The organism is Variovorax sp. PAMC26660 (genome assembly GCF_014302995.1).
Classification (GTDB): Bacteria; Pseudomonadota; Gammaproteobacteria; order Burkholderiales; family Burkholderiaceae_C; genus Variovorax.
This window is the reverse complement of record NZ_CP060295.1, coordinates 6,125,346-6,143,796: the sequence shown is the minus strand read 5'-3', so window position 1 is coordinate 6,143,796 and position 18,451 is coordinate 6,125,346. Positions and strand designations below refer to the sequence as shown.

Sequence of the window (18,451 nt, the reverse complement as noted above, 5' to 3'; positions counted from 1 at the left end):
TCTTCTTCGTTGAACGGTCGGTCACTGCAGGGGCTGGAGTTCGTACTGGGTGTCGCTGCGGTCGCTTTCAGCCTCACTGGTGGTGATGAAGCTGTCCCACCCCAGGTGGCTGCCACCGCTGTCGCTCAGCTGCACCGCGCTGACTTCTTCGCGTGCCAGGATCAGGCGCACCTCGTATTCGCAGGTCACGCCGGCAAGCAGTGCCAGCATTTTTTCGAGCGCCTTCGCATGCGCGCGGCCCGGAAAGAATTCGCGCAGCGCGCTGCGCTTGAGCGGGCCTATCCACAGACGGATGCGCAGGTCGCGCTGCCAGATGCGCTCGCCCGCCATCGCGTTCTGCCCAAGGCTCACATTGCCCTCGCCCAGCTTGGAGCGCTGCTGCTCTGGCATGTCGTACCACTTGCCCAGGAACTGCTCGATGCGGATCGTGCTGCGAAAGTAGTCGGACAGCACGCGCTGCAGGTAGGCGGCCGACATCGGCCGGTGCCGCACGGCCGCCGCGTAGCCGGCCACGGTTTCGTCGAACACCGTGCCCGTGCCGTCGGTCAGCGGATCGCGCTGCGCCGTGTGCTCCAGCCCGGCCATCGACAGCAGCACCGGCAGGTAGGCGCGGCTGCGCTCGTGCTCGTAGTGCAGCGGCAGGCGGTACTTGCGCCAGGCCGCATAGAACAGCGCGGCGGCGCGGTTGCTGAACACGTCGAGAAAGGCGCGTGCCGAGCTGTCTCGCAGGTGTTGCTCCCGCCGCATCAGCATCTCGGTGTAGACGATCGGCAAGGCGCCCGACACACCCAGCATGCCGAAGGAGGCAGGCGTGAGTTCGATCCGACTGAGCGCGCCGTCGTCATCGGGCAGCGCCGAGGGCTCGCACCATTCGGCGGCCGATACGAGCTGCCCCACCGCATCGCGCACCGTCAGTGCCTCGATCTCGCTGGGCGGAAAGTTCAGGCTCGTGGAGCTGCGAAAGCGCACCCAGCGCGACACCATGCGCTCGCCGGGCACCAGGCGATGGTGCACATCGCGCTCCTGCCGTCGCAACAGCACGAGCTCGATCAGCCGCACCGCCTGGAAGAACTCGAAGCGGTAGGGTTCGCGCAGCAGCCGGTCGGCTACAGCAGGATCGATTCGCCGCTGCGGGGTTTGCATCGCACCAGCTCCTCCTTGTCGCGCGCCGAAACGATCACCAGTTGGGTGAAGCTGTTCAGGTGCACATAGAGACCGAAGAAATGATCCATCACGCGGGCGAAGGCCTGCAGGCTGCTGCCCACGAAGCCGGCCTCGTCCACCGTGAGCGTGAGCTCGATGCCGCGCACGAAGGTGGCGAAGGGCTTGCCCGGCAGCCACTGGGTGGTGGCCTTCTGCTCGATGGCGGTGATGGCCTCGATCTGCCGCGCCGACACGGCCGAGCGGCCGAGGTCGTACAGGCGCAGCATCTCTTTCAGCGCCGGCAGTCCGCTGGTGGCCAGCGACAGGTGGTTAAGCGACAGGTGCGACACCAGCCGCCATTGCACGCCCTTGCCGCGCGGCATGCGCAGCGTCTGCGTGGGGCGGCGCAGCATGCGGATCGAGCGTGCCACCGAGTTGCCTTCGATGAACAGGTCGCCGCCGGGCAGGCCGAAGGCCAGCGAGTGCGGCAGGTCGCGGTTGGTGCAGGTGAGGTCGATGCTCAGCGTTTCGGTCTGCGGCAGCGAGGGTTGGAAGTCGATGTCGACGATCGAAAGTTCGGTCTCGTAGCCCGGGCTGCGCTGCGCCACGAGTTCGTTGCGCCGCGCGAACCAGTAGTGCTCGGCTTCCTTCGGATGCTCGCCGTGGTGCAGCGAATAGAAGGGCCTGAACTCGATGTAGGCGTCGCCCTCGGCGGTCTGCTTGACGAGCTTGACCGAGTCGATGCTGTAGACCTCGAAGCCGAAGGCCCGGCGCGCATCGGCCACCACCGGATAGGCGGCAGCGGCATGCGTGACGCGGATCGGATCGCTGCGTTGCTTGAACAGGTTGATGACGGGCGTGCAACCCAGCCGCAGGTTGCGGCTGGAAACGCCCTCGAGCAGTCGCGCCGTGGGCGAATCGGCGCGCACGCCGGTCATCACCAAGTGCAGCGTGATCGAGCGGCACGAGCCGATGTGGCGCATGGCGTTCGCCAGGTCGACGTCAACGAAGTTGAACTTCTCGGGGAACGCGAAATACTCGCTCAGGAGGCGGTAGGCCGGGTGTGAGCGCGGCGGCAGTTCGATGAGTGCATCGGCCTCGTCGAAGCCCACGGGGTGCAGTGCCTCGCCCGGCACCAGCGTCCATTTGCCGCTGCGCTCGGGCTCCACGAAGACGGCGGCTGTCTTCAGGAAGATGACATCGGCCAGCGCGGTGGCAAGCGAAGGCTCGGCGTCGATGAAGGTGCGCAGGCGCGCCATGGTCAGCGCCAGCGTGCCCAGCGATTTCTGTTCGCCGGTGGCCTCCAGCGTGACCGACAGGCACCCCGTGGCATTGCGCGGCAACGAGGCATGCGCGGGCGCGTTCACCACCGAATGGAACACCACGTTGGACACCTGCACCGCCGCCAGCGTCACGTCGAAGACGCTGCGAAAGCGGCAGGCGCCGCCGCGCACCGGCTGCGAGGTGAGCTCGGTGCCGCGCGCGATGGTGATGGGCTTGCTCAGCTTCGCGAGCGCAGCGCCGCCGGCGTCGAACTGCGCGATCGAGCAGGAGGGAAAGGGCCGCAGGTAGTGCGGATAGAGCACCTCGAGCAGTGCTTCGGTCAGCTCGGGATAGTCGTCGTCGAGCTTCTTGCTGATGCGGGCGGTGAGCAGCGCGAACGACTGGATCATTCGCTCGACATGCGGGTCTTCGCTGCTGTCGGCGGAAATGGCCAGGCGCGCCGCGATCTTCGGATAGCCCTTGGCGAACTCCTGCGAGTAGCTGCGCAGGAAGGCCAGCTCTCGCTCGTAGAAGGGCAGCAACTCGTCCATGGTGTCCTAGGCGAACCGGCTCTTGCCGGTGCCGCGCGTGATCGAGTACTGCAGCGTCGTGGGCTGCAGCATGGCGTCGAAGTTCACCGGCTCGGCCAGATCAGGCAGCACGAGCAAGGCGTTGATTCCGAAATAAAGCATGTTGGTGCTGGTCTGTGCATCGACTTCCAGCGACACCACGACATCGCGCAAGCGCGACTCATGGCGGCCGATGGCCTGCTCCAGCGAGCGGCAGATGAACGATCGGTCGTAGTGGCTTGCGAGACTCAGGCCCGAGAAATCGCTCAGGCCGTAGGTCATGACGGAACGCCGGCATTCGGGGAAAGTCTCCAGCTTCGCGTCGCTGAAGACCATGCGCGTGTTGAGCAGGGATTCAAGGTCGCGGGCGACCATGTTCTTGACTTCTTCGAGCGACAGATACCTGAGCACCGGTGAAGCCGGCCCGCGCCAGTCGTCGTCGAACAGTTTGTCGAGCAAGCCCGGTTCGAATTCGGTCATGGGTCCCCCCTCGTGCGTCCGGATATCGGGCACGGCACCGCGCGTGGACGCGGCGCCAAAAAGAAACCGCGGCCTCTCGCCGCGGTCAGCATTGCCCGACTGGCGTCAGACCGAGTAGGTCTTGTCGTTCTTCGTGAGGCTCCAGGCGCCTTGCGAATTACCGCCCTGGTTGCCGCCGATCTTTTGCTGCGTGTACTTCCATTGCACGGCGGCGTACTTCAGCGAGAAGGTCTCGCTGGGCACGCTGGCCACGTCGGTGCTCACGACCTTCGGGTTCACGCTGGCGATCAGCACGTACTTGAGCTTGATCTCCATGTACTGCACGCGCTTGCCTTCGCCGTCGGCGCGGTAGAACTGCACCGTCACTTCGTCGAAGGTGGTGCCGCCCGAAGCGTGCTGGTACAGCAGCGGGCTTACGACGTCCATGTCCTTGGTGAAGATCATTTCGCCATGCTCGCAGCGCTCGGCGGTGTGGCCGCCGGCGGTCGATGCAGTGGCCGAACGCGGCTGCACGATGGAGTGCTGCCACGAGCTGACTTCGATCCAGTCCTTGTGGTCCTTGTCCTGCGACTCACCGTTGATGGCCGGGCTGCCGAACTTGACGTAGATATCTTTCATGTTTCTTCCCCTACTTGATTGATTGATTGACCAATTGACTAACGAGTTGATGCGCAGCCGCATGGCCGCGCTCCCGATCCGCCCCTTCTTACTTGTTCACTGACTTCGGCAGATCGGCGACCAGGCGCAGTGAAATCGACAGCTCATCCAGTTGGAAGTGCGGCCGCAGGAAAGCAACCGCGCGGTACACGCCAGGCCGGCCAGGCACTTCGCCCACCTGGATGGCCGCTTCCCGCAGGGGGAATTGCGCCTTCTGTTCCTGCGTCGCGTTGTCGTCGAGCAGCACGTACTGCGCGATCCAGCGGTTGAGGAACTGTTCGACGTTCTGTGCCGAGGCAAAGCTGCCGATCTTGTCGCGCATCATGGCCTTGAGGTAATGCGCGATGCGGGACACAGAGAAGATGTACTGCAACTGCGCCGACAGCACTGCGTTGGCGTTGGCGCTGTCGGTGTTGTACTTCTTGGGCTTTTGCAGTGACTGCGCGCCGAAGAAAGCCGCGTAGTCCGAGTTCTTGCAATGCACGAGCGGAATGAAGCCGAGGTCGCTCAGCTCTTTTTCACGCCGGTCGGTGATGGCAATCTCGGTCGGGCACTTGAGCGCGATCTCGCCTTCGTCGGTCTTGAAGGTGTGCGTGGGCAGGTCTTCGACCAGGCCGCCGCCTTCCACGCCACGGATGGCGGCGCACCAGCCGAAGTCGTCGAATGCAGCGGTCAGCCGCGTGGCGAAGGCCCAGGCCGCGTTGCACCAGAGGTACTTGGAGTGGTCCGTGCCGTCGACGTCTTCCACGAAGTTGAAGCTGTCGACCACTGTGCCGTCGCGCGGGTGATACGGCAGCCGCCCAAGGAAGCGCGGCAGCGTGAGGCCCACGTAGCGCGAGTCTTCCGAATCGCGGAACGACTTCCACTTGGCGTATTCGACGGTGTCGAACACCTTGGCCATGTCGCGCGGCTTGCCCAGATCGTCGAAGCTCTCCAGGCCCAGCAGCTCGGGCGAGGCGGCGCCGATGAAGGGCGCATGGGCTGCGGCGGCCACGTGCGCCATCTGGTCGAGGAAGTACATGTCCTCGGGCTGGCGGGTGACGGCGAAGTCGCCGACCAGCGCGCCGAAGGGCGCACCGCCGAAGGTGCCGAACTCTTCTTCGTAGACCTTCTTGAACATCGCGCTCTGGTCGAACTCGACGGCGGCCTTGAAGTCGCGGATCAGGTCGCGCTTGGTGGCGTTGATGACCTTGATCTTGAGCATCGTTCCGGTGGGCGTTTCCTTCACCAGGTATTCGAGGCCGCGCCACGTGCTTTCGAGCTTCTGGAACTCGGGCGCGTGCATCACGGCGCTGAGCTGCGCGGAGATGAGCGCATCGAGGTCGGCAACGCGCGCATCGATCATGGCCGAGACGTTGTCGGAGACGATCACCGAGCCTTCGAGCACCTGGCTGACCAGTTCGCCGATGAGGTCCTTGGTGCGCGTGTGTTCCGCGTCGGACTTGGCAACCTTGCTCTTCTCGACGATCTGGTCGAGCAGGTCGACCGAAGCCTCGGGAGAAGCGGCGGCGCCCGATGCCGATAGTGCTTGCGCAGTCATGTTCAGCTTTCGTCCTTCTTGCCGGCGCCCTGGCCCAGGCGCTGGAGTTGCTCGGTGTTGTTCAGCACGTCGGCCAGCAGGTCTTCGAGCTTGCTGTTGCCGGCCATCTTGTTGCGCAGGTCGGCCAGCTTGGTGCGCGCGTCGAGCAGGCGCTTGAGCGGCTCGATCTGCTCGACCACGGCTTCGGGCGAGAAGGCGTCCATCGAGTTGAAGGTGAGGTCCACGCCGAAGCTGCCGCCGCGCTCGTCGAGTTTGTTGGACACTTGGAAGGCTGCACGCGGAGCCAGGCCCTTCATGACGTCGTCGATGTTGTCGCGGTCGATGCTGACGAACTTGCGGTCCTTGAGCTTGGGCTGCTCCACCTCGGACTGCCCCGCCAGGTCGGCGACCACGCCGACGACGAAGGGCAATTCCTTTTTCTCGATGGCATCGCCGAGTTCGACGTCGTACGTGAGTTGCACGCGCGGCGGGCGCACTTTCTGGAGGCGCTTTTGCACACTCTGTCTTTTGGTCGCCATAAGCTTCTTTACCTTCCCAATTGGACTGCGAGACGAATTACTACTTTGTGCGTCTTATTTCAAGCCACACACATGCGAATTAATGTTTTGGTTGAACAACCAATTCAGAACACCAGCGAAATCACTTCAGTGCGTCGAATGGATTGGCGCTTCCACCCGCGCGCGGGGGCGGAGGCGAAGCAGTGGCGGCGACTGCCGGCGCGGCAGTCGGGCGCACTCGCGGCGGCGGGCGTACCGCGGCAACTGGGGTTGCAACCGCCGAGCTTGTGGAAGAAGACGATGGCGAAGACCCGGCCGCCGGATTGGCCGCCACGGGGCGACGCTGGGGCGCTTTGCCGTCAGCGCTGCCAGGCACCAGCACCGAGAGGCCCAGGGTTTCGCGCAGCAATGCGGCCAGACGGTAGGCGTCGGCGTTGGCATCGCCACTCAGGCTGCTGTCCTTGCCCAGGTCTTCGATGGAACGCGCTGCCAGTCGCAGGCCGCCCACGGCGGTGATGCTCTTGGCCTGGCGGCTGGCGGGGTCGCGCCGCAGCGTTTCCTCTGCCGACGAAATGGCAAGGCTGTAGCGGCCTTCGTTGAAGTAGATCTGCGCGATCCGCGACCACGGCTCGCCGCGGGTCGGGTTGTCGGTGGCGATCTTCTGATACTGGCGGATGACGACGGACTTGTCGCCGGTGGCTGCTGCCGCAGCAGCATCGGCTTCCGCGAGGCTCTTGTTGAAAGCGTCGGTGGACTGTGCCACCGCGGCCTCAGGTGTGGTGGTGCAGGCCGACAGCAAGCTGGTGGCCGCAATGGCTCCAGCAATCATCGTGCAAGTCATGTAATTTCGAATCAACACAATCCCTCCGCTTGGATCTGACTTTTTTTGGCAGGTCGCAATCATTCATTAAGTTACGACCAATGACAATACACGATACTACATATCGATTGCATTGATTAACAGAAGATACGTAATCCAAACTGCTTAATCATCAAACCATTCGGCTAATTATTTAAACCAAATGGCATCTATTTGAATTTGATTACATCCGTCGCCCCATGAAAATACTAATCACACTTGGCGTCCTGTTGATGACGTCGATGCTCGGCGGATGCAGCTCTCCAGCCCTGGCGATCGCCAACATCGCCCTCGAGGCGAGCGGCCTGAAGAAGCCCGAGCTGCCCGAGTCGCAGAAGCCGCCGCGCAAGGTGTCGATGTCGATCGCTGCAGGCAAGAACCTCAACGCCGACAGTCGCAACCGGCCGCTGGCCGTGGTGGTGCGCATCTACAAGCTCAAGGAAACGACGGGCTTCTACCAGTCCTCCTTCGACGCCTTCGTCACTCCAGGGAGAGACAAGACGCAGCTCGGCGACGACCTTGTCGAGAGCCGCGAGATCACGCTGATTCCCGACCAGCAATACACCTGGACCGAAACCGTGCCGCGCACAGCCAACGCGGTGGGCGTGGTAGTGCTGTTCCATTCGCCCGACGCGCAGCGCTGGCGCTTCGCCTTCAACGCCGCGGAGGCCGAGAAGACCGGCATCGTGATGGGCGCGCATGCCTGCGCGCTGACGGTGACCCAGGGCGCCGTGGTCGGCCAGCAGAACGCGCAAGGCGCGGCGCCCGCGGGCTCGCTCAACCTTCTGGGGCCGGTGAACTGTCGCCCCTCGCCCGCCTGACATGCTTGTCCATTCGCAAACTACGATGCGATACTGCCGAAAAATTTGGGGAGCTGATACGACGTGAGCTATGCCGCCAAGGTCCTCTGGGGGGAGGGCCTGTTTCTACGCCCCCAGCATTTCCAGCGCCAGGACGCGTACCACGAGGCACGCTTGCGCGCCACGGCGCAGACGCTGCATCCGTACTTCTGGGGCGTGCGCTCCATCAGCTTCGACCTGGACGCGCTTGCCAGCGGCATGCTCCGCGCCTCGCAGTTGTCGCTGGTCTTTCCCGACGGCGAACCCTACTCGGCGCCGCAGGCAGACGCCCTGCCCCCGCCCATCTCGCTGGACACGCTCAACCCGGGCCAGAACGAGATCACCTTCTACCTGGTGCTGCACCCGGTGAAGGAGCTGGGCAAGAACTACACCGACCCCAACGAAGAAGGCTTTGCCGCGCGCTACACCAGCGACGCAACGCAGTCGCTGGACCTGTACACGAACGCGGTGAGCGCCGAGGTGGTGTTCCTGCGCAAGAGCGTGAAGCTGCTGGCCGACACCGAGCCGCGCGAACAGTTCGTGTCGATTCCCGTGATCCGCATCCGCCGCACCGCCGCAGGCGGCTTCGAGATCGACCGCAGCTTCGTGCCGCCGTGCACCTCCATCGATGCCTCGGCCACCATCTTCCAGCAACTGCGGCGCCTGCTCGACGTGCTGCAGGCCAAGGTCAACTCGCTCTATGGCATTCACCGCGAGCCGAGCAAGAACATCATCGAGTTCCGCTCGGGCGACATCGCTTCGTTCTGGCTGCTGCACACCGCCAACTCGGCTTTTGCGTCGCTCTCGCACCTGTTTCATCACCCGTCGCTGCATCCAGAGCGGCTGTTCCAGGAGCTGCTGAGCCTGGCCGGCGCGCTGATGACCTTCGCCAAGACCTACTCGCTGAACGACCTGCCGGTGTACGACCACGAGAAGCCGGGCCCTGCTTTTGCCGAGCTGGACCGCATCGTGCGCGACCTGCTCGACACCGTCATCTCCACGCGCTACTTCGCGATCGCGCTGACCGAGACGCGCAACGCGTTCTACCTCGGGCGGCTGGACTCCGGAAAGATCGACGAGAAGACGGTGTTCTACATGTCCGTCACCGCCAGCATGCCGGCCGCCGAGCTGGCCGAGGCGGTGCCTCAGCGCTTCAAGATCGGCGCGCCCGAAGACGTCGACAAGCTGGTGCTCTCGGCCATGCCGGGTGTGCGCATCGTCTATGCGCCGCAAGTGCCGCCAGCCATTCCGATTCGCGCGGGCGCCTGCTATTTCTCGATAGACAGCAAGAGCCAGCTCTACGACCGCATGCTGCAAGCGCAGAGCGTCACCATCTACGCACCGGCCGGCATTCCCGACATGCAGCTCGAACTGATTGCCGTGACCGGCTGACCGCAATGAACACCACCACAACCAAGGCGCCTTCCCTGATGGGCGGCGACGCGCCCGCCGCGTCGTTCACCCCCGCAGGCATTGCGCCCGATGCCGATTCGAGCCTGCTCGACCTGCTGTACGACGGCTTCGTGATGCTGTTCCTGCTGAAGAAAAAGCAGCAACCCGCCACCACCGAGCAGTTCCTCGTCGGCATCCGCAATTACCTGGCCGAGTTTGAGCGCAATGCGCGCAAGCTCAATGTGACAGCCGAGCAGATCCATGCGGCCAAGTACGCCTTCTGCGCGACCATCGACGAGTTCGTGCTCGCGGCGCCCGAGTTCGCCATTCGCTCCGAGTGGGAGCGCAGGCCGCTGCAGCTCACGCTGTTCGGTGACCAGTTGGCAGGCGAGAATTTCTTCAAGATGTTGGAGATCGAGCGGGCCCACGGTGCCGCGCGCATCCAGACGCTCGAGGTGTTCTACATGTGCCTGCTGCTGGGCTTCCAGGGCAAATACACGATCGACGGCACCGAGAAGCTTTCGTACCTCACTGCACGCGTGGGCGACGAGATTGCCAATGCCCGCGGCAAGCGCACACCGTTCGCGCCGCATTGGCCGCTGCCCGACCTGATTGCGCATTCGCTCAAGCGCGAGGCACCGCAGTGGGTGGTGGCCGCGCTGTTCGCGCTGATCGGGCTGCTCGGCTTCATCGGCCTGTCGGCCCACCTGGGCAGCACCACGCAGACCACGCTCGCGAGCTACCAGGACATCGTGAAGCTGGGCCCGCGCCAGGCCAACCTGACCATCTCGCTGCCATGACAGCACGGCTCGACCTCCCTGCCCTGCTGGCCCCGATCTCGCAGACCTCGCCCTGTGGCGAAGACATGCTGTTTTCGCGGCAATTCGATGCCATTCAAGAAGCACGCAAGCACGACGACCCATCGCTGGAGCAAGGCGAGTGGGTCATCGAGCTGAAAGAAGCCAACTGGCCCTTCGTGATCTCGGAGTGCGACAAGCTGCTGCGCGAATCCACCAAGGACTTGCGCCTTGCCGCGTGGCTCACCGATGCACTGGCCAGCCAGCGCGGCTTCGAAGGGCTTGCCGACGGCTACCGCCTGCTCACGGGCCTGTGCGAGCGCTACTGGAGCGACATCCACCCGCTGCCCGAAGGCAGCGACATCGAGATGCGCGTGGGCAACGTCGCCTGGCTGATCGCGCGCTCGGTCGAGCTGCTGCAACGCGCGCCCATCGTGAGCGATGCCAACACCGGCTATGGCGCACTGGTCTGGGAGACCGCGCTGGCGCTCGAACAGAGCATCCGCCGCACACCGGCACAGGCCGACGAGCTGCAGCGCAACAAGGTGACCGTCGAGCAGTTCGACCGCATCCGCCGCGCCACGCCGGCAAAATTCCTGCAGAAAACGCACCGCGACGTGCAGGCCTGCGAGCAGGCGCTGGCCGAATTCGAAACCGTGTTCGACAAACACACCGCATCGAATGGCCCGAGCTTTCGCACCGCGAAGGATGCGGCTGCAGCCATTCGCCAGACGCTCGAGCGCTTTGCGCGCGAGGCCGGCGTGCCCATGGACAGTGGTGCGCCACAGGCTCCTGCGGCCACGCCCGACGCGCGGGCCGCCACCGTCACGCCGTCGCGCATCGAGCCGGTGCTCGACGTCGTGGTGCCGCATCCACACCACGCCCCGGTGGCCGCCCCCGCCGCGTTGCCGGCCGGCATCCACAGCCGCGCGCAGGCCATCGCACAGCTCAAGGAAGTTGCGACGTATTTCGAGAAGACCGAGCCCTCCAGCCCTGCCGCCTACATGGCGAACAAGGCCGCGCGCTGGGCCGACATGCCGCTGCATGCCTGGCTGCGCAACGTGATCAAGAACGAGCAGGAACTGGCCCAGCTGGTGGACCTGCTCGACCTGCCCAAGAGCGACGATACGTCGCATTGAGCGGCCTGCCGTTCACGCACTGAGCGGCCTGCGCATGCAGCCCGCCCGGGCCTCGCTCAGGTACGCCCGACCCGGAACTCGATGCGCCGGTTGCGCGAGCGGCCTTCGTCGTTCGCATTGCTTGCCACCGGCTGGTCAGGACCGACGCCCGAGGTCGTGAGGCTCATCGGATCGATGCCCTTGCCCACCAGATAGCCCTTGACCGCCTCGGCACGCGACTGGCTCAACGCCAGGTTCGATGCCCGGCTGCCGGCGTTGTCGGTATGGCCGACCACCGCCACCGACTTGTTGGTGAGCTTCTGCAGGATGGGGGCCATCTCGTCGAGGATGTCGCGGCCCTTGCGCGTGAGCGTGGCGCTGCCCAGCTCGAACTCGATGGTGCGGTTGGCCAGCGCCTGGTCGACCGTGATCTGCTCGGACACGGGCACGCGCAGGCTGTTCTTGATGGTGTAGGTGGGGTTGAGCGAATTGGCCATGTCGCTCACGATCTTCTGGCGCAGTGCCTCGTTGCCAACCTCGCCGCTCAGGGCCATCTGCGTGCCCTCGATCTGGAACTGTCCACGATGGATGTCCTTGAGCGAAGGCGTGATCAGCCGCTGCACGTTGGCGGCCCAGTTGGCCGGCATGCTCACGCCGTTGACCACCTCGATCTTGTCGATCACGGCGCCGGCCCCGTAGATGCGGCGCAGCGCCTCGATGACAGCGACGCGCGTGGCCTCGTCGGGCACCTGCCCGCCGGCCACGACCTGCTCGCCCTTGCCGACGGCTGCCGTGGTGGTTTCGACGTGGGCGCCGGCGGCGCCCGTCGTCTGGGCCTGCGCGACCCCGACGAGCGCAAGCCCGAGGGCCAAAGACAGAACGCGCAAAGAACAATTCATGACCGTGTCATTCCCCGATGAAGACTTCGCGAAACGCGGAAAGCACGATGTCGAGCGGCAGCTGCGGCTGGTCGAGGTAACTCACCAGCTTGAACATCGCATAGTTGCTGTGGATGGTGTCCTCGACCCACTCCGGATTGTCGATATCGATGTTGTGCTCGGTGTAGACCTGCGGATGCAGCACACTCTGCAGGCTGCGCGGCGACAGGCCGTTGAAGCCGATCACCAGCCGCGAGCGGCCGTCAACCTCGGTGACCAGCAGCACCAGCTCGAAGTCGGCCTTGGCCAGGAACTGCGACACCAGCTCCAGCCAGAACGTGGCAATCAGCGAGCGGTCGACCGGGTTGCGCGGCAGCGGCAGCGTGAGTCCCTTTTCCAGGTGCGACACCGCACTGGCCATCACCGGCTGCAGCAGCAGGCCCAGTGCCAGGATGGCGCGGCGCAGCGACACCTTGTGGCCGTCGAAATTGAGCATCTGCTCGATGCGCAGCAGGCTGTTGTCGCGCGTGAAGGCCGCGTAGGTGGAGCGCGCCGCCGACTTCTTGAAGCCCGTCTCGATGGCCGGATCGATGGCCTCGAACTTCTTCAACTCGCTGTCGAGGTCGGTCCCGGCGGCCAGCGCATTGACCTGCACCGCCATGCGGTCCCAGTAGGGGCCGATGAGCATGGGCGCGCCGCGCATGAAGTCGAGCGCCTCGTCGACGTCCACCGAGGTGGCGGCCAGGAACGGATAGCGGCGCGACGACTCGTCGCGGCTCGCCTTGACGTGCCCGGCAATGGCCACGCGGCTGCGCGAACCCAGGCAGACGAAATCGATGGGCGCCGCGTTGTCGTAGATGAGCTTCCAGCGCGGGTCTTCCGACAGCATCTCCATGGTCTGCGACAACCAGTTGTCGAACACCTTGATGAGCTGCGGGTTGTAGAGCCCCTTCACGAAGTCGCCACGGGCCGGCAACTTGCCGAAGTAGCACAGCTGTTGTGTCTGCGGTCCGCTCATTTACCGACTCCCGATGCTGGTGCCGTTACCGGTGCGCGCGCTTGCGCGGGTACGCCAATCTCCGCGACCGACGAAGGCAGCACGGTGCCGCGCAAGCCCTTGCCCTGCGGCGAATCGCCACCCGAGGCGCCCGACTGCGTGTTCTGGATCACGCGCAGCTTGATGGTCACGCTCGCGTTGTCGCGCGTCCATGTGAGCTCGAAGCTGCCGTCGGGCAGCCGCGTGCGCTGGGCCGTGCTGAGCAGGCGCTCCAGCCCGAAGTTGCCAGGCTCGTTGATCAGCTCGACGGTGCGCCCGTCGAAGGTGACGGCGGTGATGCGCGCGCCCGGCGTCCCTTGCGCGTTGGGCCAGACGAAGTTGGACCACTGCGGCGGCGTGTTGCGGTAGCGCAGCTGCTGGCCGTCGATTTCCACCATGTATTCCGTCAGGCCTGACACAGGCTGCGGCAGGATCTGGAACAGCGTCTGCGGTTGTGCGGCGCCGCCTCCTCCGCTGGCCGCAGCGCCCGAGAGCGGCGCCACCCATTGCGCGAAGCCGTTCACGAAATCGGGACTCAGCGTGAGGCCCTGGTCGCCCCAGGCGCGCGGCGACAACAGGTCGCCACGTCGGATGACCAGCGAGCCCAGCGTGGTCGTCACGAACTTGCCGATGGCGCCTTCGGGCCCGAAGAACTGCGCGATTTCCGCCGGCGAAGCCTCGATCTTCGCGCCGGCGGCAAACGGGTACTTGGTGGCGAGCGACTGCTGGAACGGCTGGTGCACCTGTGCGCTCCAGATCTTGTTGACCTCCACCGCCGTCGGCTGGATCGTCACCGCATAGGCCTGCAGCAGCGGCCGCACCAGCAGTGGCCGCAGGGCCTGGCGCTGCGAGGCGTCCATGCCCGTGAGCATCTGCTCGTCCACGTACTTGAGCGCGTCGGCCAGCTCAGAGCCGTTGCCCTCCAGCGTCTGCTGCATGAGCTGGCGCGCACCCGGTCCGGGGTCGCCCTGGTTCTTGATCTGGTTGAAGCGACCGCGCAGCTTGGACAGCGTGCTCAGGTAGCCGCGCAGCAGCGAGGTGTTGTCGCGCTCGACCACCAGGCGCGCCACGCCTGCGAACTCCTTGCCGATCGGCCCCATCGGAATTTCCGTCGGGTTGCCGCTGGCGTCGATGGTCACGTTGAGTTGCGACGGCGTGGCGCGGCTGAAGAGGCGCTTGATCCAGTTGAACGCCCCCGTGCGCGCCTGCTGCAAGCCGGCATTGACCAGCGAGGGGTTGTCCCAGGAGGTCTGCTCGTAGACCGTGTCGAAGACCTTGCGGATCGGCGAGTTCTGCGGATCGCCCAGCAGGTTCATCGCCACCACCGCCTGCTCGAAGCTGCCCATGTCCTTGACCGCGATGCCCTGCAGGAAGCGCTGCCACTCCTTGGCGTACTCCAGCTTGTACATGGTGGCCAGCGTCTTGCGGATCTGCTCGGGGCTGCCTTCGAGCGTCAGGTCGTCATTGCCCGCAACGTTGAGCACCCAGTCCTTGCTCGAGGTTTCCTTGTTGGCGGCGTCGCGGATCGCATCGTCCACGTACTGCTGCCAGGCCTCGCGCGTGAACGCGCCCGAGATGGCGATGCTGCCGGCAATGGAGCCTTCGCTCTCGGTGCTACCGGCGGTTGCGCCCAGGATGCGTGCCACCGTCATCGGCGCGAAGCGCGTGGAAGCGCGCGCCTTGATTTCGGCGTAGACCCGTTCGCGTGCGGGCATGCCGCGCACGACCCGGCGCAGGTTTTCGCGCGTCTGCTCGACCAGCGCGAGGTTGGTGTCCGCCAGCGCGGGCCAGTTGTCGTCGCCCACGCGGCGCAGGTAGAAGGTGATCATGCGTTCGGCGTCGCGGATGACCGCCGCGCGGGGCATGTCACCGCGGTTGCTCTCGAGCCAGCCGCGCCAGAATCGCGAGATCTGGTCGGTCAGGTGCGCGGTCTCCACCTGCCGCTTGTCGGACAGCATGAGGTAGGTCTTGAGCGCGTTGTAGGCATCCTGCACGTCGGCCGGCGAAGAGCCCGCATACAGGCCGCCGCCCTCCGCGACCGGCGGCACTGCCGGCGTGGCGGCCGAGACCGCCACCGGCGCGGCCGGGTTGCCGGCCGCATCGGCGCGCTTCAAGCGCTCCGGATGCGCGTTGACCTCGCGCAGAAAGGCCTGCAGGTTGTCGGACACCGGCACCAGCATCAGCTGCTTCACGCCGCCGTAGTACTCGGCCACGAGCTTGTCTTCGAGCTGGTTGCCCTGGTAGAGCCCGAGCGACAGCGACAGCGGCCGGTCGTTGCGGAATTTCTCGAGCTGCTCGATGCGGTCCTGCAGGATGCCCAATGCCTCGAAGCGCGTTCGCAGCCCGTTGTCGCTGGCCTGCAGCTTGACCACCTTGTCGAGGTCGGCCTGCACGTTCTCCACCAACTGCTTGTTGCCGAGGTAGGACCAGGTCCAGCCGCCCAGCAGGAGCCCCAGCACGGCGACAAAGGCGAAGAAGCTCAGGTAGCGCAGCCGCGACTTGACCGGGCTGGAGAACTGCCGCACGGTCTTCTTGTCGGCAAAGATCACCTTGGAGAACAGGTCGCGCAGGAAGAACCCGTTCTGCGAATAGATTTCCTTGGACTTGGTGGCCGCGTTGTTCAGCGTGAGCCCGAAGCGCTTGGCAATGCGCTCGGTCGACAGGCTGCGCATCGTGCCTTCCTGCAGCGCACTGGTGAAGTAGAAGCCGCGGAACACCGGCTTGTGCTGGAACGGATTGCTCTCGAACAGCGTGGCCAGGAAGGCACGCAGCGCGGGCTTGATGGCCGCGAACTCGAGCGGAAAGATCAGCAGCTCGGGCGACGGGTCGCTGCTGCGATTCGTCGCGAAGTGCGAAACGCTGATTTCCTTCAGGCCCAGGTAAAGCTCATCGAAGCGCTTGTCGAACAGGGCCACCGCGTCCTGTTTTTCGTCGCCGTCATACGGCAGCGAGGCGCCCCACACGCGGTCTCGCTCCATCTTGTCGCTGTCGCCGAAGAACTCGGCGAAGCCGGTGATCAGGTCGGCCTTGGTGAACATCACGTAGACCGGCGCAAACACCTCGAGCCGCTCGGTCAGCTCCTGCATGCGCTGGCGCAGGTTCTTCGCAAGCTGGATCGCGAAGTCGGGCCGGCTGCCGATCAACTCAGGAATGCTCGCCGTGATGATGATCCCGTTGATCGGTGCCTTCGGGCGGTACTTCTTGAGCAGGTCCAGAAAGCCGAACCACTCCTTGCGGTCTTCCTGGTGAATGGAATAGCGGCCCGCGGTGTCGAGCACGATGCCTTCGGTGGTGAAGAACCAGTCGCAGTTGCGCGTGCCGCCGATACCCTGGATCACCGCGTTGCCCTTGTCGGCAAACGGGAACTGCAGGCCCGAATTCAGGATGGCGCTGCTCTTGCCCGCGGCTGGATTGCCGATGACCATGTACCAGGGCAGCTCGTACAGCGCCTCGCTGCCCGACATCTGCCCGATCTTCGAGGTCTTGATGGTCTTGACGGCTTCGACCATGCGCGCGCGCAACTCGTCGATCTCGGCCTTGCGCTCGGGGTCGCTGTCGCGCACGGCCGCATCGGCCTGCTCTTCGAGCATGTCGCCGAGCTTGCGGTTGGCCGCACGGGTGCGCATGCGCCGGATGAACCAGACCAGCAGCCACAACAGCAGCAGCACCGCGAAGATCGCGACGGCCCAGATCGCGCCGATCTCCAGCGTCTGTGCGCCGATCAGCAGGAATGCGCCCAGCGCGATGGCGCCGATCACCGACAGGGTGCGTGGGTCGACCAGGAAACTGAAAAATCGCCGCATAGTTGTTTCTGGAATCGGTCCGGTTTAAGTAACTTGGGGCGCGAGGCTCGCGCGACCGGCCAGCATGGCCGTTCGTGCGAGCGCGTCCCGCACGGAAAGCGCGAGCACGTGGTGTGACTCCCGCGTTGCGAGATGGCATGCCAGTGCCACGGCCGTCATGTCGGCTGCAGCTCCCAGGTAGCCCAGGGTGGCGCAGATGGAAAGGTTGCTCTCGAAGGGCACGTGGGGCAGCCGCTCCTGCACGAGCTTGGCCACTTCGGTGACGCGGCTGGCGCGATGGTCTGCATCGCTCACAACCCAGTCGATGGCATCGGGTTGCAACGCCGAGGCCGCCAGCAGGCGTTGAGCGAAAACGTCGAGCAAGTCGGCGTTGGGTGCGCGTGCCGTGTCGGCGGACTCGTCCCGCTGGCCGCTCGCGCAATGCGACAGCAGCACGGTGTCGGGATTGGCCGGAGCAAACAGCGCGTCGCCGGCCCGCGCCAGCAGCAGGCCTGCGGCTGCTTCGCCGGGCACACGGCCATTGCGGCGTGCCGCCGAATGCAGCAGGCCTTCGGCCTCCCACTTGGCAATGCACTCGCTGGAAATTGCAGAGTCGGCGGCCAGTGCCATCCACAGCGCGGGCCGCTGCTCTCGATGGAGCGCGATGTTGATGCGGTCGAGCAGCGCCATGGCCGAGGCGCCGGGCTCACTCTTGAAGCAGTCGACAGTCCAGTGCTGCGAGGGATAAGCCTCGCGGGCCTGGTGTTGCACCCACTGCGTGGCGATCGAGCGCTCGCTCTCGCTCCATGCACCGGGCAATAGCAGCGAGATGCACAGCACCGGCGCGGCCGCAGCGCCGGGAATGACTTCGCCGCTCGACACGAAACGCCCGGGCGCGCGCACCAGCAGTGCATCGCCCGCATTGATGATGGCATCGGCGGCCGAAGCAAGTAGCTCCTGCAGCACGTCCGACATCAGTTGAATGGCGCGCAGCCTGTCGTCGGGCAACTTGTCTGCATTCAGGGCATCCGGCGCGGACAACAGGGTCTCGCGCAGATGCTCGCGAAGTTCGTTCGCATCGATGCCGGCAACACAGCCCGCGAGAACCGGAAAGCCCTCGTTGTCGCGAAGCTCCGGGACCAGGTCGGGCATCTGCCCCTGGCTGACGGCGGCGGCCACCGCTTCTGCGTCATTGCCGCGCGGCGTGTGAAGACCGAAGGCAAGCACCGCCATTTGCAGGCGCTCCTGCAGCGCATCGGCTGCGCCTGCGGTCGATGCGCTGGCACCCGCACCGGCCACCGCAACGGATGCACCGCGCGCGGCCGAAGGCAATGCGGCGGCAGTCGGCGCACCCGTGAAGATCCGCCGCAGCACCACATAGAACACCACCAATGCCAGCGGCAGCACGATGAGGTAGAGCAGGATGTCACTCGTGCTCGGCATGCGCGCGGTGAAGTTCCAATAGACGACCACGATCACCCACACCGTGATGAACACGGCGCAGACCATGAGGACAGGTTTGATCAGTCGCGTCAACATCAGGAGTTCGTGGATGCCTGTGTCACGCGACGGCGCACGCGGTCGCCGTGCCGCAAGCCGTG

15 protein-coding genes are annotated in these 18,451 nt (G+C 65.2%); 4 read left to right on the top strand and 11 right to left on the bottom strand.

Annotated features, from left to right (window positions below; translation table 11 throughout):
• Positions 1 to 21: 21 nt before the first annotated feature.
• From tssG to H7F35_RS28840, 7 genes are all read right to left on the bottom strand, one after another.
• A complete protein-coding gene (tssG, locus tag H7F35_RS28870) occupies positions 22 to 1,143 on the bottom strand; it encodes a type VI secretion system baseplate subunit TssG (RefSeq protein ID WP_187109938.1) in 1,122 nt (373 codons plus the stop codon).
• On the bottom strand, positions 1,107 to 2,957 hold the full coding sequence (tssF, locus tag H7F35_RS28865; protein WP_187109937.1) for a type VI secretion system baseplate subunit TssF: 1,851 nt from the start codon (positions 2,955 to 2,957) through the stop codon (positions 1,107 to 1,109). Before tssF ends, tssG begins: the two co-directional genes overlap by 37 nt.
• A 6-nt stretch (positions 2,958 to 2,963) precedes the next feature.
• Entirely contained in the window at positions 2,964 to 3,455 is a 492-nt protein-coding gene (gene tssE, locus H7F35_RS28860; RefSeq protein WP_187109936.1) for a type VI secretion system baseplate subunit TssE, read from the bottom strand.
• Between the two features lie 105 nt (positions 3,456 to 3,560).
• Positions 3,561 to 4,073 (bottom strand): Hcp family type VI secretion system effector, encoded by a 513-nt coding sequence (locus H7F35_RS28855; protein ID WP_062474768.1) that lies wholly within the window; start codon positions 4,071 to 4,073, stop codon positions 3,561 to 3,563.
• Positions 4,074 to 4,161: 88 nt separating this feature from the next.
• Positions 4,162 to 5,652, bottom strand: a complete 1,491-nt coding sequence (gene tssC / locus H7F35_RS28850; RefSeq protein ID WP_187109935.1) for a type VI secretion system contractile sheath large subunit — start codon at positions 5,650 to 5,652, stop codon at positions 4,162 to 4,164.
• A 2-nt stretch (positions 5,653 to 5,654) separates the two neighbouring features.
• Positions 5,655 to 6,170 (bottom strand): type VI secretion system contractile sheath small subunit, encoded by a 516-nt coding sequence (tssB, locus tag H7F35_RS28845; protein WP_187109934.1) that lies wholly within the window; start codon positions 6,168 to 6,170, stop codon positions 5,655 to 5,657.
• A gap of 121 nt (positions 6,171 to 6,291) precedes the next feature.
• On the bottom strand, positions 6,292 to 6,978 hold the full coding sequence (locus H7F35_RS28840) for a hypothetical protein (protein WP_261803397.1): 687 nt from the start codon (positions 6,976 to 6,978) through the stop codon (positions 6,292 to 6,294).
• A 230-nt stretch (positions 6,979 to 7,208) separates the two neighbouring features.
• On the opposite strand from H7F35_RS28840, the gene tssJ reads away from it, so the two are divergent.
• The 4 genes from tssJ to tssA all read left to right on the top strand — a co-directional run bounded on the left by tssJ (position 7,209) and on the right by tssA (position 11,175).
• On the top strand, positions 7,209 to 7,829 hold the full coding sequence (tssJ, locus tag H7F35_RS28835; protein WP_187109933.1) for a type VI secretion system lipoprotein TssJ: 621 nt from the start codon (positions 7,209 to 7,211) through the stop codon (positions 7,827 to 7,829).
• A gap of 63 nt (positions 7,830 to 7,892) precedes the next feature.
• Positions 7,893 to 9,239 (top strand): type VI secretion system baseplate subunit TssK, encoded by a 1,347-nt coding sequence (gene tssK / locus H7F35_RS28830; RefSeq protein WP_176661955.1) that lies wholly within the window; start codon positions 7,893 to 7,895, stop codon positions 9,237 to 9,239.
• A gap of 5 nt (positions 9,240 to 9,244) precedes the next feature.
• Entirely contained in the window at positions 9,245 to 10,039 is a 795-nt protein-coding gene (gene icmH, locus H7F35_RS28825) for a type IVB secretion system protein IcmH/DotU (RefSeq protein WP_187109932.1), read from the top strand.
• Positions 10,036 to 11,175 carry a type VI secretion system protein TssA gene (gene tssA, locus H7F35_RS28820; RefSeq protein ID WP_187109931.1) on the top strand — a complete coding sequence of 380 codons (1,140 nt, stop codon included), beginning with the start codon at positions 10,036 to 10,038 and terminating at the stop codon, positions 11,173 to 11,175. Before icmH ends, tssA begins: the two co-directional genes overlap by 4 nt.
• 56 nt (positions 11,176 to 11,231) lie before the next feature.
• Here tssA and H7F35_RS28815 read toward each other — a convergent pair whose 3' ends face one another.
• From H7F35_RS28815 to H7F35_RS28800, 4 genes are read right to left on the bottom strand one after another with little or no spacing between them, the layout of a single operon-like run.
• The gene (locus H7F35_RS28815; RefSeq protein ID WP_187109930.1) at positions 11,232 to 12,053 is read right to left on the bottom strand and encodes an OmpA family protein; all 822 of its coding nucleotides are present in this window, start codon (positions 12,051 to 12,053) and stop codon (positions 11,232 to 11,234) included.
• 7 nt (positions 12,054 to 12,060) lie between these two features.
• A complete protein-coding gene (gene tagF / locus H7F35_RS28810) occupies positions 12,061 to 13,050 on the bottom strand; it encodes a type VI secretion system-associated protein TagF (protein ID WP_187109929.1) in 990 nt (329 codons plus the stop codon).
• Positions 13,047 to 16,871, bottom strand: coding sequence for a type VI secretion system membrane subunit TssM (gene tssM / locus H7F35_RS28805; RefSeq protein ID WP_187109928.1), 3,825 nt, complete (start codon positions 16,869 to 16,871; stop codon positions 13,047 to 13,049). Before tssM ends, tagF begins: the two co-directional genes overlap by 4 nt.
• 24 nt (positions 16,872 to 16,895) lie before the next feature.
• Positions 16,896 to 18,389: a hypothetical protein gene (locus H7F35_RS28800; RefSeq protein ID WP_187109927.1), complete on the bottom strand. Its 1,494-nt coding sequence runs from the start codon at positions 18,387 to 18,389 to the stop codon at positions 16,896 to 16,898.
• Positions 18,390 to 18,451 lie beyond the last annotated feature (62 nt).

Excerpts from the sequence above, each read along its gene's own strand:
- tagF (WP_187109929.1), bottom strand. The coding sequence starts at position 13,050 with ATGAGCGGACCGCAGACACAACAGCTGTGCTACTTCGGCAAGTTGCCG.
- tssA (WP_187109931.1), top strand. The coding sequence starts at position 10,036 with ATGACAGCACGGCTCGACCTCCCTGCCCTGCTGGCCCCGATCTCGCAG.
- H7F35_RS28855 (WP_062474768.1), bottom strand. The coding sequence starts at position 4,073 with ATGAAAGATATCTACGTCAAGTTCGGCAGCCCGGCCATCAACGGTGAG.
- tssE (WP_187109936.1), bottom strand. The coding sequence starts at position 3,455 with ATGACCGAATTCGAACCGGGCTTGCTCGACAAACTGTTCGACGACGAC.
- H7F35_RS28800 (WP_187109927.1), bottom strand. The coding sequence starts at position 18,389 with ATGTTGACGCGACTGATCAAACCTGTCCTCATGGTCTGCGCCGTGTTC.
- H7F35_RS28815 (WP_187109930.1), bottom strand. The coding sequence starts at position 12,053 with ATGAATTGTTCTTTGCGCGTTCTGTCTTTGGCCCTCGGGCTTGCGCTC.
- tssC (WP_187109935.1), bottom strand. The coding sequence starts at position 5,652 with ATGACTGCGCAAGCACTATCGGCATCGGGCGCCGCCGCTTCTCCCGAG.
- icmH (WP_187109932.1), top strand. The coding sequence starts at position 9,245 with ATGAACACCACCACAACCAAGGCGCCTTCCCTGATGGGCGGCGACGCG.
- tssJ (WP_187109933.1), top strand. The coding sequence starts at position 7,209 with ATGAAAATACTAATCACACTTGGCGTCCTGTTGATGACGTCGATGCTC.
- tssF (WP_187109937.1), bottom strand. The coding sequence starts at position 2,957 with ATGGACGAGTTGCTGCCCTTCTACGAGCGAGAGCTGGCCTTCCTGCGC.
- H7F35_RS28840 (WP_261803397.1), bottom strand. The coding sequence starts at position 6,978 with ATGATTGCTGGAGCCATTGCGGCCACCAGCTTGCTGTCGGCCTGCACC.
- tssM (WP_187109928.1), bottom strand. The coding sequence starts at position 16,871 with ATGCGGCGATTTTTCAGTTTCCTGGTCGACCCACGCACCCTGTCGGTG.
- tssG (WP_187109938.1), bottom strand. The coding sequence starts at position 1,143 with ATGCAAACCCCGCAGCGGCGAATCGATCCTGCTGTAGCCGACCGGCTG.
- tssB (WP_187109934.1), bottom strand. The coding sequence starts at position 6,170 with ATGGCGACCAAAAGACAGAGTGTGCAAAAGCGCCTCCAGAAAGTGCGC.